At 60.1% G+C, this 23,136-nt stretch carries 16 protein-coding genes; 10 read left to right on the forward strand and 6 right to left on the reverse strand.

The window, feature by feature from the left end:
* Positions 1-27: 27 nt before the first annotated feature.
* Positions 28-951: a LysR family transcriptional regulator gene (locus DSC91_RS14870; RefSeq protein WP_373291963.1), complete on the reverse strand. Its 924-nt coding sequence runs from the start codon at positions 949-951 to the stop codon at positions 28-30.
* A gap of 121 nt (positions 952-1,072) precedes the next feature.
* Here DSC91_RS14870 and lysA point away from each other — a divergent pair, with 121 nt between their 5' ends.
* Positions 1,073-2,308 (forward strand): diaminopimelate decarboxylase, encoded by a 1,236-nt coding sequence (gene lysA, locus DSC91_RS14875; RefSeq protein WP_373291962.1) that lies wholly within the window; start codon positions 1,073-1,075, stop codon positions 2,306-2,308.
* A gap of 48 nt (positions 2,309-2,356) precedes the next feature.
* Here lysA and DSC91_RS14880 read toward each other — a convergent pair whose 3' ends face one another.
* The gene (locus tag DSC91_RS14880; RefSeq protein ID WP_115779427.1) at positions 2,357-3,277 is read right to left on the reverse strand and encodes a LysR substrate-binding domain-containing protein; all 921 of its coding nucleotides are present in this window, start codon (positions 3,275-3,277) and stop codon (positions 2,357-2,359) included.
* 116 nt (positions 3,278-3,393) lie between these two features.
* On the opposite strand from DSC91_RS14880, the gene DSC91_RS14885 reads away from it, so the two are divergent.
* The 4 genes from DSC91_RS14885 to DSC91_RS14900 all read left to right on the forward strand — a co-directional run bounded on the left by DSC91_RS14885 (position 3,394) and on the right by DSC91_RS14900 (position 9,559).
* A complete protein-coding gene (locus DSC91_RS14885) occupies positions 3,394-4,161 on the forward strand; it encodes a transporter substrate-binding domain-containing protein (protein WP_115779428.1) in 768 nt (255 codons plus the stop codon).
* A 38-nt stretch (positions 4,162-4,199) separates the two neighbouring features.
* Positions 4,200-5,318 (forward strand): succinylglutamate desuccinylase/aspartoacylase family protein, encoded by a 1,119-nt coding sequence (locus DSC91_RS14890; RefSeq protein ID WP_115779429.1) that lies wholly within the window; start codon positions 4,200-4,202, stop codon positions 5,316-5,318.
* 568 nt (positions 5,319-5,886) lie between these two features.
* Positions 5,887-8,007, forward strand: a complete 2,121-nt coding sequence (locus tag DSC91_RS14895; RefSeq protein WP_115779430.1) for a S8 family serine peptidase — start codon at positions 5,887-5,889, stop codon at positions 8,005-8,007.
* Positions 8,008-8,122: 115 nt separating this feature from the next.
* Positions 8,123-9,559, forward strand: a complete 1,437-nt coding sequence (locus tag DSC91_RS14900; protein ID WP_162831397.1) for a glycosyltransferase family 9 protein — start codon at positions 8,123-8,125, stop codon at positions 9,557-9,559.
* A 106-nt stretch (positions 9,560-9,665) separates the two neighbouring features.
* Here the strand turns inward: DSC91_RS14900 and DSC91_RS14905 are convergent, their stop codons facing one another.
* The 3 genes from DSC91_RS14905 to DSC91_RS14915 form a co-directional block, all read right to left on the reverse strand.
* Positions 9,666-9,932, reverse strand: coding sequence for a cupin domain-containing protein (locus tag DSC91_RS14905; protein ID WP_115779432.1), 267 nt, complete (start codon positions 9,930-9,932; stop codon positions 9,666-9,668).
* A gap of 76 nt (positions 9,933-10,008) precedes the next feature.
* On the reverse strand, positions 10,009-10,404 hold the full coding sequence (locus DSC91_RS14910; RefSeq protein WP_162831398.1) for a hypothetical protein: 396 nt from the start codon (positions 10,402-10,404) through the stop codon (positions 10,009-10,011).
* A 504-nt stretch (positions 10,405-10,908) separates the two neighbouring features.
* Positions 10,909-13,065, reverse strand: coding sequence for a phosphocholine-specific phospholipase C (locus tag DSC91_RS14915; protein ID WP_115779434.1), 2,157 nt, complete (start codon positions 13,063-13,065; stop codon positions 10,909-10,911).
* 590 nt (positions 13,066-13,655) lie between these two features.
* Here DSC91_RS14915 and DSC91_RS14925 point away from each other — a divergent pair.
* The 5 genes from DSC91_RS14925 (at position 13,656) to DSC91_RS14945 (ending at position 21,729) form a co-directional block, all read left to right on the forward strand.
* A complete protein-coding gene (locus DSC91_RS14925) occupies positions 13,656-15,653 on the forward strand; it encodes an amylo-alpha-1,6-glucosidase (RefSeq protein WP_115779436.1) in 1,998 nt (665 codons plus the stop codon).
* 51 nt (positions 15,654-15,704) lie between these two features.
* Positions 15,705-18,512 carry an MGH1-like glycoside hydrolase domain-containing protein gene (locus DSC91_RS14930; protein ID WP_115779437.1) on the forward strand — a complete coding sequence of 936 codons (2,808 nt, stop codon included), beginning with the start codon at positions 15,705-15,707 and terminating at the stop codon, positions 18,510-18,512.
* A 51-nt stretch (positions 18,513-18,563) separates the two neighbouring features.
* Positions 18,564-20,177: a glucose-6-phosphate dehydrogenase gene (gene zwf / locus DSC91_RS14935; RefSeq protein WP_115779438.1), complete on the forward strand. Its 1,614-nt coding sequence runs from the start codon at positions 18,564-18,566 to the stop codon at positions 20,175-20,177.
* 42 nt (positions 20,178-20,219) lie between these two features.
* Positions 20,220-21,020: an ROK family protein gene (locus DSC91_RS14940; RefSeq protein ID WP_115779439.1), complete on the forward strand. Its 801-nt coding sequence runs from the start codon at positions 20,220-20,222 to the stop codon at positions 21,018-21,020.
* A gap of 139 nt (positions 21,021-21,159) precedes the next feature.
* On the forward strand, positions 21,160-21,729 hold the full coding sequence (locus DSC91_RS14945; RefSeq protein WP_115779440.1) for a YbhB/YbcL family Raf kinase inhibitor-like protein: 570 nt from the start codon (positions 21,160-21,162) through the stop codon (positions 21,727-21,729).
* Between the two features lie 94 nt (positions 21,730-21,823).
* Here DSC91_RS14945 and DSC91_RS14950 read toward each other — a convergent pair whose 3' ends face one another.
* A complete protein-coding gene (locus tag DSC91_RS14950) occupies positions 21,824-22,819 on the reverse strand; it encodes an aldo/keto reductase (protein WP_115779441.1) in 996 nt (331 codons plus the stop codon).
* Between the last annotated feature and the right edge of the window lie 317 nt (positions 22,820-23,136).

Consider the following 23,136-nt stretch of genomic DNA (forward strand, 5'->3'; position numbering starts at 1 on the left):
GCGCCAATCGATCGTTGAACCGCGTCGTTACTGCTTACGTTTCGAGAGGGCTTTCAACTGTAGACGTAGCGCGTCGGCCTCGCTTTGCAGCGCTGCGACGAAGGCGCCCGCCAGCGGATGGCTCGGACGATGCTCCGGATAAACCACACTCACGCGAAACGGCAGCGACACGCCGAGCGGCCGGATATGCAGATTGCGGCCCACGAAATCCAACGCGGTAAGCGGATTGACGATGGCCACACCGAGACCCTGCCGCACAAAACTGCAAACGGAGACGGCGGTGGGCGTCTCGATCATCTGGCGGCGCGCGATGCCCGCTTGCGTGAAGGCTTCGTCGATCTGAATCCGGTACGGATCGTTCGACGACAGGCTGATGAACGGCTGGTTCGCGAAATCCTTCAACTCGATCACCCGCTTTGCGAGCAATGGGTGCCCATCGGGCAGCACGCAGACTTCATCCACTTCAAGCAAGGGCGTCAGGCGTGTGCCAGCAGGCGGCGCGCCGTGTTCCGTCAAGCCGAGGTCGTAGCGCTGCGCGGTCAGCCATTCTTCGAGAAATGGTGATTCCTGCGTCGCGATCGAGAGGCTGACGCCGGGTTGTGCATCGTGAAAACGTCTCGATGCGCCTGGCAGGATCGAGTGCGAGAACGCGGGCAACGCGATGAGGGATAGCTGGCCGCCCTGAAATTCGCGCAGGCTTGCCGCCGTGGACGCCACTCGCTCGAGCCCGATATACGCGCGCTTGATTTCATCGAACAGCGTCAGCGCGGACATGGTTGGACGCAAGCGACCATGCACGCGTTCGAACAAGGCAAAGCCGATGCTCTGTTCCATGCGCGCGAGTTCGCGGCTCACTGTGGGCTGCGAGGTGAAGAGCATCTCGGCCGCTTTGGTCACGCTGCCTGCCGTCATCAACGCGCGGAAGACTTCGATATGTCGATGAGTGAGCACCATGGTATGTATATCAGGAATGAATGGATTGGCGAAAAATAGGTATTTTACTGAATGATCGGTTCTCGGCATCATGTTGCTCAAACCCATGCTTCGATACAGGGAACCGAGCACCGTGACCATTTTCAATCCACAGCAACTTGTCGAACTCGCTCGACAGCACGGCACGCCTCTTTGGATCTATGAGGCCGACGTGATTCGTCAGCGTATCGCCGAGTTGCGTTGCTTCGATGTGGTCCGCTACGCGCAGAAGGCGTGTTCGAACGTGCACATCCTTCAGCTGATGCGAGACGAAGGCGCGATGGTCGACGCCGTGTCCTTGGGCGAAATCGCGCGCAGTCTCGCTGCGGGTTTCACGCCGGATGGCGATCCCGAAGGCGTCGTCTTTACAGCGGATCTCATCGATCACGCGACGCTGGCCGCCGTGATCGAGCATCGCATCACGGTCAACGCCGGGTCGCTCGATATGCTTGAACGTGTGGGGGAGCATGCGCCTGAAGGTCACCGTGTGTGGTTGCGGATCAATCCCGGTTTCGGCCACGGACACAGCAACAAGACCAACACCGGCGGCGAGCATAGCAAGCACGGCATCTGGCTCGACGACGTGCCGCTGGCGATCGCCATGGTGCGGCGTTACGGCCTGAAGTTGGTGGGGTTGCACATGCACATCGGCTCCGGCGTCGACTATATGCACCTATCGCGAGTGTGTGATGCGATGGTCGAAGCGGTGCAAGGCTTGGGGCACGATATCGAAGCGATTTCGGCGGGCGGCGGTTTGTCGGTACCGTATAGCGAGGGCGAGCCGCGGATCGACGTCGAGCATTATTTCCATCTCTGGGACACGGCGCGGCGGCAGATCGAAGCGCATCTCGGGCATGGCGTGAGACTGGAGATCGAACCAGGGCGCTTTCTGGTCGCCGAAGCCGGTGTGCTGGTTGCCGAGGTGCACGCGCTGAACCGGCGGCCGAACCGGCAGTTCGCCTTGGTCGATGCGGGCTTCAACGATCTGATGAGGCCGTCGTTTTACGGTAGCCATCATGAGATGACGGTGGTGAAAGGCAACGGCATGCCGAGCGAAGCGCCGGTTGGTTCCTTCGCGGTGGCCGGACCGTTGTGCGAAGCGGGCGATGTGTTCACGCAGGCGGCCGGCGGCGTCGTCACGAGCCGTTCCATGCAGGCGCCGGAAGTAGGGGACTTCATCGTGTTTCATGACGCCGGGGCGTACGGTGCGTCGATGTCATCGAACTACAACAGCCGGCCGCTGGCGCCCGAGGTGTTGCTGGAGAACGGCAAGCCGCGGTTGATCCGGCGTCGGCAAACCATTGAGGAATTGATCGCGCTCGAAACGCCGGACTGAGCACGCTCATACCCACCTGGCTGGAATTGCGGCATCAAGCCTCCCGCTTCATCGCGCCCGCACCGTGCGCGTGTACGACGCAATCATCGTCGCGAGTTCCTGCGCGGCGGGCGTGACGGGAATCGCCGCGCGTTGCAGCAGGCACACGTTCTGTTCGATCGCGCGCTCGTGCACATTGATCGACGTGAGCGTGCTCGCAAACGGTCCGCGTTTCGCGACGATCGACGACTCCAGCGACAGGCAATCCGTCGCGCCAACCAGATGCAGCGTTTCGTACAGCCCTTCCACCGTCGCGATGATTTTCGGCGACGGCAAGCCGCTGCTTTCGAACAGATGGTTCAGGCGATTGACCTGCGGATCGTCGGTGAGATTCGGCGAGCGCGTGGCCACCCACGTGCAATCGACGAGTTCGGCCAGCGAAGTCGCACCGGCTTTCGGATGACCTCGACGGCAGACGATCACCGGATCGGACGGATAGAGCGGCGTCACGGACAGATCGGCCGTGTCGGTATGTTTCGACACTAGCGCGACAGCGAAATCGAGCGTGCCTTCGCGAATCCACGAAATCATCATGCGCGATGTGCCGGTGCGCAAATGCACCGCGACCCGCTCGAAGCGCGCGCGGAACTCCATCAACACAGGGGCAAAGGCGTCGATGAGCGGCTCGGTGGTCATGCCGAACGTGACCTCGCCCGCATAGTCGCCACGCAATTGCTGCACTTCCTGTTCGGCGCGCTCGCATTCGCCGAGAATCGCACCGGCGCGCTGCAACAGGCGCTGGCCGAGGGCGGTCAGCGCGATTCCGCGGTTCGTGCGGGTGAATAAGGTCGCGCCCAGCATCGATTCGAGGTTCTGCAACTGCTGCGTGATGCCGCTCTGGGCGATGCCGAGCGCTCGCGACGCCGCGCGGATGCTGCCGTGCTCGGCAATGGCGGTGAACGCGCGCAGCTGGGAGATCGTCAACGCCATGAAGAGTCTCGGTGATCGGTAAAAGTGATCATGATATTACTTTCGGTGCTTCTTTGAAGCGCGGCGACGGCATAGGATGGCCCAGTAGTCATCCGCCCAACTCACACCCGTCTCCCATGAAAATTCCGCTGATGCTCTTGAGCGCCGCGCTGGCTTTCAGCTGTGGTGCGTTTGCCGCCGACCCCGCCACGTTGCGCCTCGGTATCGATCCGACCTATCCGCCGATGGACGCCAAGGCGCCCGACGGCAGCTTCAAAGGTTTCGACGTCGATCTCGGCAACGAAATCTGCCGGCGCATCCATGCGCATTGCCAGTGGGTCGAACTCGAGTTCTCGGGGATGACTCCGGCGCTGCAGGCGCGCAAGATCGACGCGATTCTTTCGTCGATGGCGATCACCGAAAAGCGCGAGCAGCAGATCCTGTTTTCGTCGAAGCTGTTTCAGTTCAAATCGCGGCTGATCGCGCGCCAGGGTTCAGCGCTCGCGGGCGGAACGAATGCGTTGGCCGGCAAGCAGATCGGCGTGCAGTCGGGCACACAGTTCGAGAGTTATGCGCTGAAGAATTGGGCGCCGCTTGGCGTGCAGGTGGTCGCGTACAAGAGTCAGGAGGAGGTGTTCGCCGACTTGCAGAACGGCCGGCTTGACGGCGCGTTGCTCGGTTCCGTCGAAGCCGACTACGGTTTTTTGCGCACGCCGGCGGGGAAGGGCTTTGCGTTTGCCGGCGAGCCGCTTTCGATGGGCGATCGTGGCGTGGGGATCGGTTTGCGCAAGGATGAGACTGCGGTGCAGGCGTCCATTAACGAGGCGATTGCATCGATGCGCAAGGACGGTACCTACATGCAGATCGCGAAGAAGTACTTCGACTTCGATCCGTACGGCAATTGATTTTCCGTTTTACTTCTTTTTTCAGACCTCCTGCTCTTATGAACAAGCAATCGATTCCGCTTCTCTCGCCAGCGATTGGCACGCACCGCGAACTGGTGTCGTTTCATTTTGGTCCGGCGGATAGCGGTCAAAAGATCTATATCCAGTCGTCGCTGCATGCTGACGAAACGCCGGCGATGTTGACGACGGTTTTGCTTAAGCGTCGATTGCTCGAACTGGAGAAGCAGGGCGCGCTGAACGCGGAAATCGTGCTGGTGCCGGTGGCGAATCCTGTCGGACTTGGGCAGTACGTGCTTGGGCAGTTTCTCGGGCGCTTCGATCTCGGCAGCGGCAAGAACTTCAATCGGCACTTCATGCAGTTTTCGAAACTGGTGGAGCGGGCTAAGGATGCGTTGGGTTCGGATGCCGAGGAGAATCGGCGGATTGTTCGCGAGTTGATCGCTGCTGAACTGGCTGAACAGAAACCGTTGACCGAGTTCGAGTCGCTGCAATTGGCCTTGCTGAAGCTGTCTTTCGATGCGGATGTGGTGATCGATTTGCATTGCTCTTTGGAAGCGGCGATGCATCTCTATACCAGTGAGGCCGCGTGGCCTGAGTTCGAGCCTTTGTCACGGTATTTGGGCGCGCAGGCTTCGTTGCTGGCGACTAACTCGGGCGGTGAGTCGTTTGATGAGACGCATAGCTTGTTGTGGTGGAAGCTGCAGCAGGAAATGCCTGCTACCAAGCCTGTGCCCAATGGGACGATTGCGGTGACGGTGGAGTGTCGTGGGCAACGGGATGTTTCTTATGAAGTCGCGCAAGAGGATGCGGACGCGATCGTGGATTATCTTGGTTGGCGAAAGGCGATTCGGGTTGATGCGGTTAAGCCGTTGCCTGAGCTTTTGGCGCCTGCGACGCCGCTAGCTGGCAGCGAACAGTTCTATGCACCCGTTAGCGGAATTCTGATTCACCGCGCGAAGATCGGAGACACGATTCGCATCGGACAGCCTTTGTTCGATATCGTCGATCCGTTGACTGACGAGACAACTACGCTTTGTAGCAATACTGAGGGCGTGTTTTATATGCGACGCGCGATTCGGTTTGTGACGGCTGGGGCGCCTTTGGGGCGGGTGACTGGGAAGACGGCTTTTAGGACTGGGGTTTTGTTGGGGGCGTGAGAATTCTTGCCTTTAGCGGCGACGACCTCTTTCCTTGGGGTGCTTTATAGGACAGCCTGTGGCGAGAGAGTCGAGATCGCACCGTCCCCACGCGTACGATTCGATCGTGCATGCGGACTGGTACGATTCAGCAGAAGACTATGCGGACTTGGCGGGCGGGCAGCGGATGGCCGCGCTGCACGGACCAGTACTAGCGGCCACCACGCCGCAGCAATGAAGAAGGCGCGAGCAATCGCGCTTTTTTATTGCCTCAACAGTTCACTCACAGTCGTACATCGTCCGATGATTTATCCCAATTGATAAATAGACATTTCTGATGGCGCCACTCACCTCGGCTATTTAATCTTATGGATTACAGATTATTACAGAGCTAGCCCGCTGATTGTAGGTGGCGAGACGTAATGGCGAATATGCTCCGGTGCTGATCGGTCACTCAGAATTTTCCGAAAAAAAGATGCGACCCGCACCGAGGTTGCGCGAAAAGTCGGGAAGCAGTCGCGATTGCGGCAGCAACATCAGAACAAAAAATGGGGTAATCCTTTTGCGGTTTGTGTGAGGTAAGAGAGGCATGCAAAAGAAGAGACGAGGAAGCGAACGGGATTTTCGCCGCGAAACTATCAACGGCGTCGGTACGCTGTGGTCAAGAGCTAAAACATTTCGAATACTTGCAGGCGTTGCCTGTGTCTCGCTTGCACTTGCTGCATGCGGCGGACATAGCGGGAGCGATTCGACGTCTTCCGGAATACCGTCGTCGACAGCGCCTCAGAGTCTGGAAGCAAATGCGGCTTTGGCAGCGAAATCGGCAACCGTACCTTTAGCCATGTCGTTGAAGATGAACGCGAGCAGTTTGTCGGCGGACGCATCTGTTGATCGCTTCATTGTCAAGTACAAGTCAGGCACATCCGAACGTGGGTCAACGGCAGCAGTGCAGTCTCGGCTCGATCGCCTGACTGGTGCACTCCCCTCCCGGGCACGCCATCTGCGGCGCATGGGTATCGGCTCGGATGTGGTGACAACAGAGCGCAAGCTAACGTCGACCGAAGCAAAAGCATTTATGCGTGCCATTGCTTCGGACCCTGACGTTGAATATGTGGAACCAGATACACCAATGTCCGGTGCATCGGCTCCTAATGATCCATTGTATAGCTCCCAGTGGGGCTTAGGGTCGGACCTTGACCCGGGGCAATCGACAAAAGGTATACGCGCGGAGGGCGCATGGGCCATGACGAGCGGCGCAGGGGGTGTGATCGGTCTGGTGGATAGCGGCGTCACTAGCCATAGCGACTTGGACGCGAATATTTTGCCTGGGTATGACTTCACCTATGAAACACGTGGCGGAGATGGTAGGGATACAGGGGTGCCGTCCGGTTACACCTGCTCGATTACGTGGCATGGCACACATGTCGCGGGCATCATGGCTGCGGTAACCAATAACGGCATCGGGATCGCCGGCGTCGCGCCCGCCGCGAAGGTCGTTTCGGCGCGGGTGTTGAACGGATGCGCCAACGGCAGCCTATCCAATGTCGTAGATGGAATTATGTGGGCGGCCGGCGGAATGGTCCAGGGGGTGCCCGCCAATCCTCATCCGGCGAAAGTCATCAATGCCAGCCTTGGTGGATACGGGATGTGTTCCGCAACGATGCAGGCTGCAATCGATTATGCCACCAGTCGAGGTGCTGTCGTCGTGGTCGCTGCGATGAACGAGGCCAACGATGCAGCGAAATATCAACCGGCGAACTGCCATAACGTTATTACGGTAGGCAACTCCGCTCGCAGTGGTGTTCGTTACTATGATTCGAATTATGGGCCGGTCGTCGATATAGCCGCACCGGGTGATTGGATCTTGTCTACCTATAACAGTGGAACTTCCACCCCTGGCGTGGAGAGCTATTCATATCAGAATGGCACGTCGATGTCGGCGCCTATGGTAAGCGGTGTTGTTGCACTTGCCCAGTCGGTGGCACCTACTCCATTGAGCGCGGCCGAAATGCGAGCCCTGATTCAGCAGAACGCCCAGCCTTTTCCAGCGACGTTTGACTGGACCCGGTCTTTGGGCGCGGGCATTCTTGATGCAACTGCGACAATCGCCGCTGCGAAGTCAGGGAAGATTCCAGCGGCAGCGGATTTTACTTGCTCGGAAGCGCCGAACGTGATGCAAGTCACGTGCACCGACCTGTCTGCTGCGAGGGGAGCACCCATCAAGTCGTGGGCGTGGAATTTTGGCACCGGTGATCCTGATGTGGTGCGAACACAATCCGTCAATCCTTACGTCAATTTCGACTATGCTGGCAACTATAAGATCACGTTGAAAGTGACCGATAGTAATGGCGCTACCAGCACACTGACTCGTCCATTCTCAGTACTCCCGCCTACCGTCCAGGATTTCTCGGTCAATGTACCCACCCTGGTTTCGGCGAAAAATCGCGACATGTTGTACTTCGCACTGGATGTGCCGGCCGGCGTAAAGGGCATGACTGTTACGTTGAAGCCGTCGAATGCCACGGAATCTGCCTGGTTGTATACCCGGGTTGGCACACCTTCTGTGCTTCACCCTGAGTGCCAGGCAGGTATGGGGAACAGCAACGCCGCGACCTGTACGATCGCGAATCCGGTTGCGGGGGCCTATTACCTCATCATAGGCGCGCAATCGAATCTGAGCAGCACGCTCACGGCGACCTATACGAAATAAGCCGAGTCAAGCTGGTTTGACGAGTAGTAGCGCCCCTGGATCGCACTTGGCGATCATAGGGGCGCACCTTCAGGTCTACGCACAAGAAAAAAATTGGTCAATAGAAATTCCCTAAATGTCAAAATCTTCCACCTCAAATAACGATGCATCGATCAACGCAGAACTAATAGAAACCTCTGGTACCGGCAGTTATCTTTTTCGTGCGTGGACGCCAAACCCGGCGAGCTTGCAGGACGGTCTCGACCTAATCGTCGCATTGGTCAAAACGGAGCGCGAGGATAAGATTGACGACGTGGTAGAGCAATTGAGCAGCCGCTATGCAAACGATGCCGAAGCGCTGAGACTTATATCTGGCGTGTTGAACGAGAACTTCCGTTATGACGATGGATTGAAGATCGCCAAGCAGGGACTGTCGGTCGATCCTGATAACCATTTTCTGCACTACAACGCGGCAAGGGCATTATGGATGTGCGGGTTGGCCCAAGAATGTTCCTCATACGCAATGCAAGCGGCGCGTCTTTGGCCGGAAAATTCGGGCACGAGCGTGCAGTATTTTGTCTCATGTGTCCAGCTTGTTCTGGGTAATTTTGACGAAGGGTGGAAGCAACATAAGATCTTCTACACGTACCCGTCGGTTTCCAACCAATTGATTCGCCCTGACTTCCCCGAGTGGAATGGCGAACCCCTGACGGGATGCCGGTTTTTGTACGCACTCCACCAGGGATTTGGCGACCAGATACAGTTCCTTAGGTTCGTCGAGTGGTTACGCCAGCAAGGCGCAACAGTCGATGTACTTGTCGATCCACCACTCGCCGGAATTGCTGCCAGCATGACCGGCGTGCGAACGGTCTACACGTATCCCACCGTACCGAATGGACCATACGAGTACTGGTCTTATATGATGCGGATACCAGAGTACATGAATTTGCAAATATCAATGCTCCCAGTTGCCATGCCATATCTCACGACAACGCAGGAGCGACGTAAGCACTGGCGCACCTATTTCGAGGCGACCGCTCCGCGCACGGCATGTGCAAACGAACGGCGCGTTGGGTTCGTCTGGAAGGGTAGCCCGAATACGAACAATGATCGCTTCCGATCGATGCAATTGGAGATGCTGAGACCGTTGTTTGCATTGCCGCATATAGCCTGGTTTTCAGTCCAAAAAGGAGATGGTGAGGAAGGCAGAAAATCCATAGCCGACGAATTCGACGTGCACATCTTGGGACCGCTGATTGAGGACTTTACCGATACACTCGCAATACTTGAAACGCTTGATCTGCTTATCACAGTAGATACATCTGCTGCACATCTTGCAGGCGCTGCTGGCCAGCCCGTCTGGGTGCTTCAGCCAGCCTATTCGGAGTGGAGGTGGCTAGTCGATAGAACGGATAGTCCATGGTATCCATCCATGCGCCTGTTCCGTCAGCGCCGATTGGGTGAGTGGGACGCGGTTGTCGAAGACGTGCGGGCAGCCTTGCAGGATTGGTGCAATAGCGATGTGTCACACCGCACTGACTGCCGACATGGAGCGCGACATGGGAACGCTTGACGAGCAAGGCAAGCCGAACAAAGACAGCATCAGCGCTTCGACCGTCGTTTGCATTGGCCGATGAAGCATCTAAGTCTCGCGTCTACCGCTGGGTCGTCGCGCCCGCCTACTTCCTTCCCACCAGATACGTCACACCACTCGGTCCGTAACGCTCTGAATGCAGTTTGTTAGCTGGCAAGTGGAAGACGTCGCCGGCTTTATACGCTCGCTCTTCGTCGCCCACGCGGATGTGCAACTCCCCTTCCAGAATCAACGCTTTCGCTTCGAATGAATGTTCATGCACATCCATCGTGATGTTCGCCTCCCGCGTCACAACGACGGCCTCAGGGAATCCGTCTTTCGTCAGGCTTTCAGTGAATGCTTCGCGGTCCATGGTGTCTCCATCGGCAAGCAGTTGCGGAGATTCACTGTAACGCCATCCGCCGATTCTTGCAGAGCGCTGCCGCGCATTACGCCGATGCTGTTACACCAGCGTCGAGCTTCCTGCGTGTTCTCGTGCGCGGCACCACTGATTCACCCATCCCCTTCCTGCGGCGCGCAGCATTCGATTCCGCTTCTTCCGCATCGGCCATCACGACCGACATTCTTCCTCGCTCGATGTTCGCGTCGGTTTCATATTGATGCGCCGTCTGCTCCAACAACTCCGCAAGCAACATCTGGTCACGACGGTCGCAATGGTTCATCGCGATGCCTTTGCGCAGTGTCCGGGCAAGCATAGCCAGCGATGAAAGCCGTTCCACATACGTGCGGGTTGCTTCCAATATTTCTCCAGCAAGTCGCTTATATTCAGCGGGCTTCACCGAAAGACGCGGATTCATAAATGGGGCTTCAGCGGGTTTGCTCATGGCGCGATTTCCGGTTGATTCTCGAAATCGCCCGACACTCGCTGCAAACGGGTGGGCGGGCACGTAGCGAGGTTGAGAGACCGGTGCTATCCCAGAGCCGGCGAACCTTGCGGCTCCCTCGCCACGGCTCGCCCATTAAACGGACGCACAGAGGCAAACTACCTGCATGACAGGTTGAATGGGCAATAGCATGCGGGCTCTCAAACCCGATCGTCTTTGTTTTGACGACCGCTAAAGTATAAGCGTGCCGCTTTCTTAAAATTCACTTTGTTAAGCTAACTATCAAGCTTTGGCCATTCGGCCTAGGACGGATGCACCGTTCCCTCAGAGCAACGACATCAAACCTCTGAGCTTCGATCAACCTTCTCGTTAGCGAATCGTCCGATCGAAACCCAGCCCCCGTCAAATGCTACCTATGCTGAGCAACAGCCTCGCAACTGAGCTTCGATCAAGCACCCCAAAAAACGAACCGCTCAACCGAAGCCCACCCATCTCCGCCCGCCCTTAATTCACCACCAACACCGGCGCCACCGCCGCCGGATCGCTAATACTCGGCCGCCCATTCTCAACGTGTCCAGCCACACGACGCGAGAAGCTCGGATCGTCATTGCTCGTCACCGTCAAGTCATACCAGTGATGGCTCGACGACAGCACCCACGCCTCTTCGATATGCGACTCGGCCGGCACCAGCACCGGACGCGTCCGCGCGCCATACGCGTTATCCGTCACCGTCAACCGCGCAACACCGCCGCCCTTGTTGCTGAACTTCAGAAACACATTGCCGTTCGCAACATCGTATTGCACCTTGATCTCCGGCTGTGCGGGCTTGCCGTTGCCGTGTCCGCCCGAGGTTGCCTGCGCCGTTTGCGCCGCTGCCTGCTGCGTATTGCCCGCGAACTTGCGCACGAAGCCATTCGGCCCGAACACCTCGAACGCATACACGCCGTTCGTCGTCGTCAGATCGAAGGTCTCGTTGAGCGACTTGCCGGCCTCGACGGTATAGCGCCACGGACCATCCGTACGATTCGTCGAGTACACATAGAAATGCGCGCCTTGATCGCCGCTGTTGGCAAGCACGATCTCGAACGTGTTCTTCTTCACATCCGCGTGACCGTTTACATGCAACTCATACGGCAATGCACGGGCGAAACGAATGCCGCTTTCCTGCGGATCGATCGCCCCCGGCGTTGCGGGCACAGTCGGCTTCGGCTGCGTTGCGCACTGGTTGTCGGCGATGCTCTTGTAGTTGCTCGTGTCCGGCAGCGGCGGCACTTTCGAGTCCGGCGTGCGGAAATCGAACGCCGTCGTCAGGTCGCCGCACACCGCACGGCGCCATTGCGTAATGTTCGGCTCGTACACGCCGAATCGCGTTTCGATGAAGCGAATCACCGACGTGTGATCGAACACCTGCGAGCACACGAAACCACCCTTGGTCCACGGCGACACGACCGTCATCGGCACGCGCGGGCCGAGGCCGTAGGGCAAGCCGTCCGCGGTGTAGCTGCCGCCGCGCGCCGGATTCACCACGTTGTGAATTTCACCGTCGGTGCTGACCGTCGACTGGCCTTGCGCCGGCGTCGTCGCCGGTTGTGGCGGCACGAGGTGATCGAAGAAGCCGTCGTTCTCGTCGTACATGATGAACAGCACGGTCTTGCTCCACACTTCGGGATTCGACGTCAACGCATCGAGAATCTGCGACGTGTATTCCGCGCCGTATGCGGGCGTATAGCTCGGGTGCTCGGAGTAGGCAGCCGGCGGGCACAACCACGACACTTGCGGCAGCTTGTTGGCCAGCACGTCGGCCTTCAGGTCGTCGATGGTGCGCACGGTTTGCGCACGTTCATACAACGGCGAACCCGGCTGTGCATTGATGAAGTTCGCGAAGTTCTGCAGGACGTTGGTGCCGTAGTTGCCGTTCAACGGATCGGCGCCCGTCAGACCCTGCTGATACACCTGCCACGAAATACCCGCGGCTTGCAGGCGTTCCGGGTACGTGGTCCACGAAAGCAACTGATAGTTCGGCGGACCGTCGCCGTCGACGAAATCGGCGTTGTCGAGCAGCGGGCCGCCCAGCGTGCCGGTCGGATCGACCATGCCGGTCATCAGATACGAGCGGTTCGGGTGCGTCGGTCCCGGCAGCGAGCAGAAGTAGGCGTCGCAGACGGTGAATGCATCGGCCAGCGCGTAGTGAAACGGAATGTCGCTGCGCAGGTGATAGCCCATCGTCATGTCGGTCTTGTTCGCGGGCCACTGATCGTAGCGGCCGCCGTCGATCGCGGCATGGGTCTTGTACCAGGTGTGGTCAAGATCGCCGACGCATTGTGCGCTGGTCGTCGCCGTATTCAGATGGAACGGCAGCACCGGTTGGGTCGGATCTTCCTTCGACGGTTGATACCACACCGGCTTGCCGCCCGGCAGCGGAATCGGGAAGCGGTCGTTGTAGCCACGCACGCCGCGCAGATGGCCGAAGTAGTGGTCGAACGAGCGGTTCTCCTGCATGAACACGACGATGTGCTCGACATCGCGGATCGTGCCGGTGCGCGAAAACGCCGGCACGGCAAGCGCATTGCGAATGGACTCGGGCAGCGCGGTCAGCGCGGCGGCAGCGCCGGCGGATGAAGCCACGGTCTGCAGGAAACGGCGACGGCTATTTGATGTCATCGAATATCACCTTCTGCGGGTGGAGAAAGAATAGCGCGCCTCGCGCACGCTCGGGGAATCGGGTCAGTTGCTATTGGCGTTGTCGCCCGGTGCGTAATGCATCACGGGCGCGACTTGCCGGCTGTCTGCGGTGAGGCTGGCCTGCATGTTTTGGGTGATGGCGTCAGACGCGGTTGCAGGGTCGGCTGCGAGTGGTGCTGATGCGTTGAGCATTCCAGCTGCTGGGACTGTCGTGGCGCTTTGCGCGGCAGCAGCGTTATTGGTGGTGCCTGGCGATGAAGACGTTGAAGCCGGGGCCGAGTCGTCGGCGCCGCAGCCGCTCAACGCGAAAGTTGCAAGTACAACGAAAACGGCGCTGGCCAGGCGGGAATCTGTTCTCATGTCTGCATCCAATGTGTGGCGGCGGATGCAGTCTCCATTCCTTTCGAGAAATAATTGTGAAACGTTTGCGAGCGGATAGACTTGTGTCGCGATGTCGGTTATTCGAAAGGAAATGGAAAGCAGTAAGCAGGAGAATGGTCACGTTAGCGCCATATGGCTGAAGCCTTGGCACACCGAACGATTTGCGCTCCGCCTATTCTGGTAGGTCCATGACACGCATCGAAAGACCTTTCGACATGACGCGTCTCGAAGACGAATGGCTCGAGGCTGACGGCTTCGGCGGCTTCGCTTCGGGAACCGTCGGCACGCTGCGCACGCGGCGTTATCAGGCGTTGTTGCTCACGGCCACGCGCGCGCCGGGCGGGCGCGTGGTGCTCGTCAACGGTGTCGAAGCATGGCTCGAAGCAGACGGCAAGCGTTATCCGTTGAGCATGCAGCGCTACGTGCCGGACGTGATCTATCCGGACCTGACGGCGAGTCTTCTCGCGTTCGACACCGACCCTTGGCCGACATGGCGTTTGCAACTCGATCCGCTTATGACGCTGGTAGCGGAAGTGTTCGTCAGCAAGGCAACGCGTGAAACGGTTTTGCGTTGGCGGCTGGAAGGTTCAGAAGCAACTTATGCCGCAGGCGCGTTCAATCTGAAAGTCAGGCCTTTGCTCTCCGGGCGCGACTACCATGCACTGCACCACGAAAACCCGGCGTTCAATTTCAACGCGCAGACGAGCAGCGATCAGGCGTGCGTAAGCTGGCAACCTTATGGCGACCTGCCGGTCATCAACGCCGTTACCAACGGGGTCTACACGCACGCGCCTGATTGGTACCGAAACTTCTGCTACGTTCGCGAGCGCGAGCGCGGCCTCGACTTCAGTGAGGACCTCGCCACGCCCGGCGTGTTCAGCTTCAATCTCGCCGATGGCGAAGCGGTGATGATCCTCAGCGCGTCGATCGCGTCCTCAGCGTCCCCCGAGTCGGCGACGGAACCGGCGAGCACCCCAGCAGCCGCCCCCCACGCAACGGAACTCGCGCACCTCGAACAACAGCGTCGCGGCGCACTCGGCCCACGCCTGCAACGCTCCGCCGATGCCTACGTCGTGGCGCGCAACGTAGGCCGCACGATCCTCGCCGGCTTTCCATGGTTCACCGATTGGGGCCGCGACACGTTCATCGCGATGCGCGGCCTGCTGATCGCAACAGGCCGGCTCGACGAAGCCGAAGCGATCCTGCTCGAATGGTCGGGCACCTTGTCCGAAGGCATGCTGCCGAATCGTTTCCCCGATTATGGCGATACGCCGGAATACAACTCCGTCGATGCATCGTTGTGGTTCGTCATCGCCGTGCACGACTATCTGGCGACAAACCACGCGAACGGCGGCACCCGGACGCGCCTGCAACAGGCAGTCGACACCATCCTTACGGGCTACACGACCGGCACGCGCTTCAACATCAAAGCCTCCACCGACGACGGCCTGCTAAACGCCGGCGTACCCGGCGTACAACTCACGTGGATGGATGCGAAGGTGGGCGATTGGGTGGTCACGCCACGCATCGGCAAACCCGTGGAAGTGCAGGCGCTCTGGATCAACGCATTGCGCATTGCAGCAACGTGGAATCCGCAATGGCAGCAACCTGCCGACCGAGCGCTGCAAGCGTTTCATGAACGTTTTACCGATCCGTCGACGCAAGCGCTCGTCGATAACGTCGACGTGGATTTCGTGAAAGGTGCCGTGGACCGCTCGATCCGCCCGAACCAGATCTTCGCCGTAGGCGGCCTGCCGTTTCCGTTGCTCGACGGCACGGCGGCGCGCGCGGTGGTCGATCAGGTCGAAGCGCACCTGCTCACGCCGCTCGGCCTCAGAACGCTCGCTCCGTCCGATCCCGCCTACCGCGGCCACTATGGCGGCACGCCGCTCGAGCGCGATGGCGCCTATCATCAAGGGACCGTCTGGCCATGGCTGCTGGGCCCATTCGTCGAAGCATGGCTGCGGGTTCACGGCGCCGAGCCGGACGCCCGTGCACAAGCCAAAGCGCGTTTTCTCGATCCGCTGTACGCGCATCTCGATCACGCCGGCCTCGACCATCTCTCCGAAATCGCCGACGGCGACGCGCCGCACGCGCCCGCCGGCACGCCGTTTCAGGCGTGGTCGCTGGGGGAGTTGCTGCGCATCGAAAACCTGCTTGCCCGGTGGGAGCCCATCGCCGCCTAAACCGCGCTACGATGTGAGTCCCACCGCTAGGCCCGACGCAAGGATGTAGTCATGCCACCGCTGCGCGCTGCCAATCTGCTCGACACGATCGAAGGCTCCCGTCTGCACTCCGCCGACTGTGCCCACTGGCAGCGCTGGGGGCCGTATCTCAGCGAGCGTCAGTGGGGCACGGTGCGCGAGGATTACAGCGCGGACGGCACCGCCTGGGATTCTTTTCCTCACGACCATGCACGCAGCCGCGCCTACCGTTGGGGCGAAGACGGCATTGCCGGTTTCGGCGACGACAAACTCGGCTGGTGTGTGTCGCTCGCGCTGTGGAACCGCAAGGACCCGATCCTGAAGGAACGTCTGTTCGGCCTCACGAACGCGCAGGGCAATCACGGCGAGGACGTGAAGGAGCTGTACTTCTACGTCGACGGCACGCCGACGCATTCGTATATGCGGATGCTCTACAAGTACCCGCATGCTGCCTTTCCCTACGAAGACCTGGTGCAGGAAAACGCGCGGCGTGACGGCGACATGCCGGAATACGAAATTCTCGACACCGGCGTGTTCGACGATTGCCGTTACTTCGACGTGCAGGTCGAATACGCGAAGCATGCACCGGACGACATCCTGATGCGCGTGACCATCGAGAATCGCGCGGACGAGGCGGCCTCGCTCGACGTGCTGCCGCAGATCTGGGCGCGCAATTCGTGGTCGTGGAAGGAGAACAAGGACAAGCCCTCGCTCGTCGTCAGCAACGACCACAACGGTGAAGTCCAAGTGGTCGGCAAGCAGCATGGCCATGATCCGATCGTCGTGACAGCGTGGTCGAACGACGCGCCGCAGATAGCGTGGCTGTTCTGCGAAAACGACACCAACGTCAAGCGCCTGTTCAACATGGCGGGCACGGGTCCGTTCAAGGACGGCTTCAACGACTATCTCGTCCACGGCGACGAACAGGCGATCCGACGCGACGCCGGCACCAAGGCGGGCGCGCACGCGTCGATTGAACTCGGCCCGCATGGCCGCGCCGTGGTCTATATGCGCTGGCGCCCGCAGTCGAGTCCCGATGACGCGCAACTCGATGCGGATGCGGTGTTCGCTCACCGCCTCGCCGAGGCCGATGAATTCTATGGCGCGCTGCAACACGAGATCGACGATCCCGATGCACGCCTGGTGCAGCGCCAGGCGCTCGCGGGCATGCTGTGGTCCAAGCAGTACTATCAGTACGACGTGCAGCGCTGGCTCGACGGCGATCCGCTGCAACCCAGGCCGCCCGAGTCCCGCAAACGCGGCCGCAATGTGGACTGGCGGCATCTGTGCAACGCGGACATCGTGTCGATGCCCGACAAGTGGGAGTATCCGTGGTACGCGTCATGGGACCTGGCGTTTCATGCGGCCGCGTTCGCGCTGATCGATCCCGCATTTGCCAAGCGTCAATTGCTGCTGCTGGTGAAGGACCGCTATCAGCATCCGAACGGCCAGTTGCCTGCCTACGAATGGGCGCTCGGCGATGCAAATCCGCCCGTGCATGCCTGGGCCGCGTGGCGCGTCTATGAGATCGACCGCGCGTTGACCGGCAAGGCGGATCGCGATTTTCTGGAGCTCGTATTCCACAAGCTTCTACTGAATTTCACGTGGTGGGTGAACCGCAAGGATGCGGACGGCCGTAACGTGTTTCAGGGCGGTTTTCTCGGACTGGACAACGTCGGCATCTTCGACCGCTCGTCGCCGCTGCCGACCGGCGGTCACATCGATCAGGCCGACGGCACCGCCTGGATGGCGGCGTACGCGCTCGACCTGATGCGGATCGCGCTCGAACTCGCGTATGCGAACCATGTGTTCGTCGATATCGGCGTGAAGTTTTTTGAGCACTTCCTGTATATCGCCGAGGCCGTGAGTTGCGACGACGGTTGCGATACCGGTCTGTGGGACAGCGAGGACGAATTCTTCTACGACAAATTGCGCCTGCCCGACGGCAGCAATATTCCGATGCGCCTGCGCTCGATCGTCGGCCTGATTCCGCTTTTCGCGGTGCACGTGCTCGAAGAGCGTTTGCATGGTCACTTGCCGGGTCTGCGCGAGCGGCTCGTCTGGTTCCTCGAACATCGCCCCGATCTGGCGAAGCTGGTCTCGCGCTGGAACGAGCCCGGCAAAGGCAATGCGCTTCTGCTCTCGCTGCTGCGCGGGCATCGGATGAAAGCGTTGCTGCGCCGCGCGCTCGACGAAAGCGAATTTCTCTCCGATCACGGCGTGCGGGCGCTGTCGCGATTCCATCGCGATCATCCCTTCGAGTTCAATCACAACGGCACCCGCGTGACCGTCAAGTATCTGCCGGCCGAATCCGACACACGGGTGTTCGGCGGCAATTCGAACTGGCGCGGGCCGGTGTGGATGCCGGTGAACTATCTGCTGATTGAATCGCTATACGAATTTCATCGTTACTACGGCGATAGTTTCCGCGTCGAATATCCGACCGGTTCAGGGCAGAAGTTTTCGCTCAACGAAATCGGCGACGAACTGGCGCGCCGGGCGACCACCCTGTTCCTGAAGGACAAGAACGGCGAACGTCCGGTGATGGGCGCGTATCCGCTCTTGCAAGCCGACCCGCGTTCGCGCGATCTCGTGCTGTTCCATGAGTATTTTCATGGCGATAACGGGCGTGGCGTGGGCGCGTCGCATCAAACCGGCTGGAGCGGGCTGGTGGCGTTGCTCCTGCAACCGAGAGCGATAGGCGCATCCGGCAATGTGCCGCTGGCAGGCGAGCCGGACCGGGCGCCTATGCCGATGTCGACTTCGGCGCCTGCGCCCGCCTGCCCACCCGAGGCGGCGCCCGAACCGGCGCCCGCGCTGGTAACGGCGGTGACCAAGTAGCACTTTCATCTACCGCCACGTTCGTTCCATTGGCTTCCTTAAGCGAATCCCATGTCGACTACCCCGAACACCCCAACTTCCGCCCTTCACGAACCCAGTTGCAAAGTCAGCGCGGGTCCGCATGAGGCGCCGTCGTCGCCGGCCGGCAAGCGGCCTGCGCCGCCTTGCACGCTGGTGATCTTCGGTGCGGGTGGCGACCTGACCAAACGGCTGCTGATGCCCGCGCTGTACAACCTCGCGGTGGACGGCCTGCTCGACAGCGGCATGAAGATCATCGGCGTGAATCACGGCGAGCGCGAGACGAGCGAGTGGCGCGAGGACTTGCATCAGTCGCTGCAACAGTTCGCCGCCGACAAAGCCAGCACTTTCCACGCCGGCAGGCTCGACGACGCTGCGTGGAACTGGGTCGCGCAACGGCTCGAATACATGGCCGGCGAGTTCGAAACCGACGACACGTTCACAAAGCTCAAGCAAACGCTCGATCAATCGCCGGGCGGCAACGTGATTTTTTACCTCGCGGTCAGTTCGCGCTTCTTCAAACCGATCGTCGAGCATCTCGGCAAAGCGGGTTTGCTGAAAGAAGGCGAGGGCGCGGGTAAGGGCAATACGGGCGGCTTCCGCCGCATCGTGATCGAGAAACCGTTCGGCACCGATCTCACTTCGGCGCGCGATCTGAACGCGCACATTCTGTCGTACGCGGACGAGTCGCAGGTGTATCGCATCGATCACTTTCTCGGCAAGGACACCGTGCAGAGCATTCTCGCGGTGCGCTTTGCGAATGCGCTGTTCGAACCGATCTGGCGGCGCGAATATATCGACAGCGTGCAGATCACCGCAGCCGAAACGATCGGCGTGGAGGGACGCGGCAAGTTCTACGAACAGACCGGCGCGTTCCGCGACATGCTGCCGAACCACCTGTTCCAGTTGCTCGGCATGGTGGCGATGGAGCCGCCCAACTCGTTCGACGCCGAAGCCGTGCGCGACAAGAAGGCCGAGATCTTCGACGCGATCCAGCCGCTGAGCGCGAACGACGTCGTCTTTGGTCAATACGAGAAGGGTGCGGCGGGCGTCGGCTATCGCGAGGAACCGGACGTCGCGCCGGACAGCACGACCGAAACCTACGCCGCCGCGCGTGTGCACATCGAAAACTGGCGCTGGGCGGGCGTGCCGTTCTATCTGCGCACCGGCAAGCGGCTCGCCGCGCGCCGCACGGAGATCTCGGTGCAACTGAAGCCGGTGCCGTTCCGTCTGTTCCGCGACACGCCGGTCGACGCGCTCACGCCGAATGTGCTGACCTTGCGCATCGATCCCGCGCACGGCACGAATTTCGATTTCAATGTGAAGACGCCGGGGCCGGTGATGCAGATCGGCGCGGTGCAGTCGTCGTTCGACTATGCGGATTTCTTTGCCGAGCGGGCCAACGTCGGCTACGAGACCTTGCTGTACGACTGCATGCTGGGTGACGAGACGCTGTTCCAGCGCGCCGACAGCATCGAAACGAGCTGGTGCGCGGTGGACGACGTACTGCACCCAAAGACCGGCGGCGCGCTGCCGGTACACGGTTATGCAGCCGGCAGCGAGGGGCCTGCTGAAGCAGACGCCCTGCTCGCACGCGACGGCCACGCATGGCGGCCTTTGAAGCAGAATGCTGTCGAAAAGAAGTGACTCTCCATGACATGAGGCGCACCAACACAATCGGGGGATACCGTGGGCACGCGTAAAACGAAAGTCAAGAGCAGTACCGAGCGGATTCTGGCGATCGATGTCGGTGGCACCGGCCTGAAAGCCGCGATCATCGATGCGGACGGACAGATGAAAACCGAGCGTTTGCGCGTGGCGACGCCGCATCCGTGCACGCCGGAGCAACTGGTGGATGCATTGGTGAAACTGGTCGAGCCGCTTGTCGACAAGGAGCCGCCCACGCTGATGTCGATTGGCTTCCCGGGTGTGGTGCGCAACAACCGCATTCTGACGGCGCCGCATTTTGGCGTTGAAGGCTGGCACGACATTCCGCTCGCGGATTCACTGGCGCAGCGCCTCGGCGGTCTGCCGGTGCGCATGATCAACGACGCGGAGATGCAGGGCTTTGCCGCGATCGAAGGCCATGGAATCGAACTCGTCCTGACGCTTGGCACGGGCGCGGGCACGGCGCTGTTCCGCGACGGCGAGTTGATGCCGCACCTCGAGCTTGCCCATCATCCGGTCAGCAAGAAGGGCGTGGCGTACGACGAGTACGTCGGTGAGGCGGCGCGCGAGAAGGCCGGAAACAAGCGGTGGAATCGCCGGGTCCAGAAGGTGATCGGAATTCTCGATGCGTTGGTGAACTACGACAAGCTGTGGATTGGCGGTGGCAATGCGGCGCGGCTGGCGTTCAAGTTGCCCGCGAACGTCGCAACCGTATCGAACGATGCGGGGATCGAAGGCGGCGCGCGCTTGTGGCATCCAAAGTCATTGCGTGAGACGCGGCAGTTGCCGGAGGCCAATGAGCGGACGGGCAGGTTCAAGTAATGCATGATTGGAGGATGGATACGTTGTGCGTCGGCGGAATAAAGCGCCCGTTCGATACGTTTGTCACCGGTGGCCGTGACGCGCGTTTGTTGCGCCACGACTTTTTTCAGCTTTGCTAACTTATACAAGGGGGGCGACGATGAGTCGAAGCAATACCGCGGGCGTTGCACGACGCCTGTTTTTTGCCGGCATGTGTGTCGTGCTGACTTTTGCTGCAGCGAATGTCCGCGCGGCTGATGCATTTGCGCTGTCGTCGCCCGGTTTGGCCGACGGCGGCACACTGGATTCGAGCCACGCTGCAAGCGCGAACAATTGTGGTGGCGGGAATGTGTCACCGGCCTTGCAATGGCGGAACGCGCCTGCCGGCACGAAGAGTTACGCGATTACGATTTTCGACCCGGACGGCGCGAAGGGTCTGGGCATTGTGCACTGGGTGCTATATGGCATCGCGCCGTCGGCGACCGGGCTCGGCGCGGGTGCGCCGCCGCCGGCCGGTAGCGTGGGCGGAACGAACCGGACTGGCGGCCCAGGATATTACGGACCATGCCCGCCGGTTGGGGACATTCCGCACCACTATTTCGCGCAGGTTTATGCGCTTGATTTAGCGCCCGACGCATTGCCGGCAGGATTGACGCGCGACGCCTTGCAGGCGGCTATCAAGGATCACGTGCTCGCCGCAGCCAGTACGGTGCTTCGATACGGACGGTGACTCTTATGCCTTTGATGGCGGCGGCCGGGCAACCGGCGCCACCGTCAAAGGCGTCATCGAAGACATCACAGAAGGCGTCACCGAACGCGCTACACTACCTGGCCGCATCGCCCCATCGATATTCGTGACTCACCTCATCGAGTTGCGTCTTAACCTGTGCATCGAGCACAAGCTCCGAAGCCGACAGCGTATCGCTCAACTGCTCGGCGCGACTGGCGCCAATAATCGCCGACGTAATCAGCGGATTCGCCAGCACCCACGCCAGCGAAACCCGCGTCAAAGACTCGCCCGTCGGCGCAGCGATCGTCTTCAGTTTCTCGATCGTTTCGAACTCGCGCTGATGCCAATACCGCTCCTGATACATGGCCCCTGCTTTCCCGACGGTTTCGGTGAATCGCCCAGACGTGGGCGCAGCATCCACCCGATGCTTACCGGTCAGCAAACCACCCGCCAGCGGGTTGTAAGGCATCACGGCCAATTGCTCTTCATCCGCCAGCGGCAGCAACTCCCGCTCGATCTGCCGGAACAGCAAGTTGTAGCGGGGCTGCACCGATACAAACCGCGCCACGCGCAACACGTCGGCGCGACCCAGCGCGCGCGCCAGCCGGTACGCCAGGAAATTCGACACGCCGATATATCGCGCCTTCCCGGATCGCACGATCACGTCCAGTGCCTCGAGCGTCTCGTCGAGCGGGGTGTTCGCGTCGTCGGAATGGAGCTGGTACAGGTCCACGTAGTCCGTGCCGAGGCGCTGCAGCGATGCGTCGATCGCATCCAGCAGATGTTTGCGCGATGCGCCTTGATCCCACGCCGACGGCCCCATTTTGCCGACCGCCTTCGTGGCCAGAATGAAGCGGTCGCGTTTGCCCTTCAGCCACCGTCCGACGATCTCTTCCGTGCGCCCGGCGATGCTCTCGCCGCCGCCCAGCGGATAAACGTTGGCCGTGTCGATGAAGTTCACGCCGGCGTCCGCCGCCGTGTCGAGAATCCGCCGCGACACATCCTCTTCAGTTTGCAGGCCAAAGGTCATCGTGCCGAGACACAGGCGCGAAACGGTCAGGCCAGTGCGGCCGAATTTGCGGTATTGCATGGTCAACTCCGAGGATGGACGGAACAGTAGCGGGTTGCGGTGTTGTAAAAAGGATAAACGGTGTGGCGGTTTCGTGTTCGGCCGCCGGCATACGAAAACACGGCGAATTGTCAGCAGTTAGAAAGTTTTCCGTGCCGCTCGACTGACTTGCGTAAATGCCGCGTGCTTTCATCGCCGAGCTAGATCGTCGGGGGCATGCAGATCGACTCTGCGTCAAGTTGAGAGAAGTTGACGTATTTATCGAAGATATACACAAGCCCGCCTATTCGTCTAACAAATATCCAGAATTGCCACGCATTAGGTCACTTAATATTACA

The sequence above is a fragment of the Paraburkholderia caffeinilytica genome (assembly GCF_003368325.1).
In the GTDB taxonomy this organism is placed as follows: Bacteria; Pseudomonadota; Gammaproteobacteria; order Burkholderiales; family Burkholderiaceae; genus Paraburkholderia; species Paraburkholderia caffeinilytica.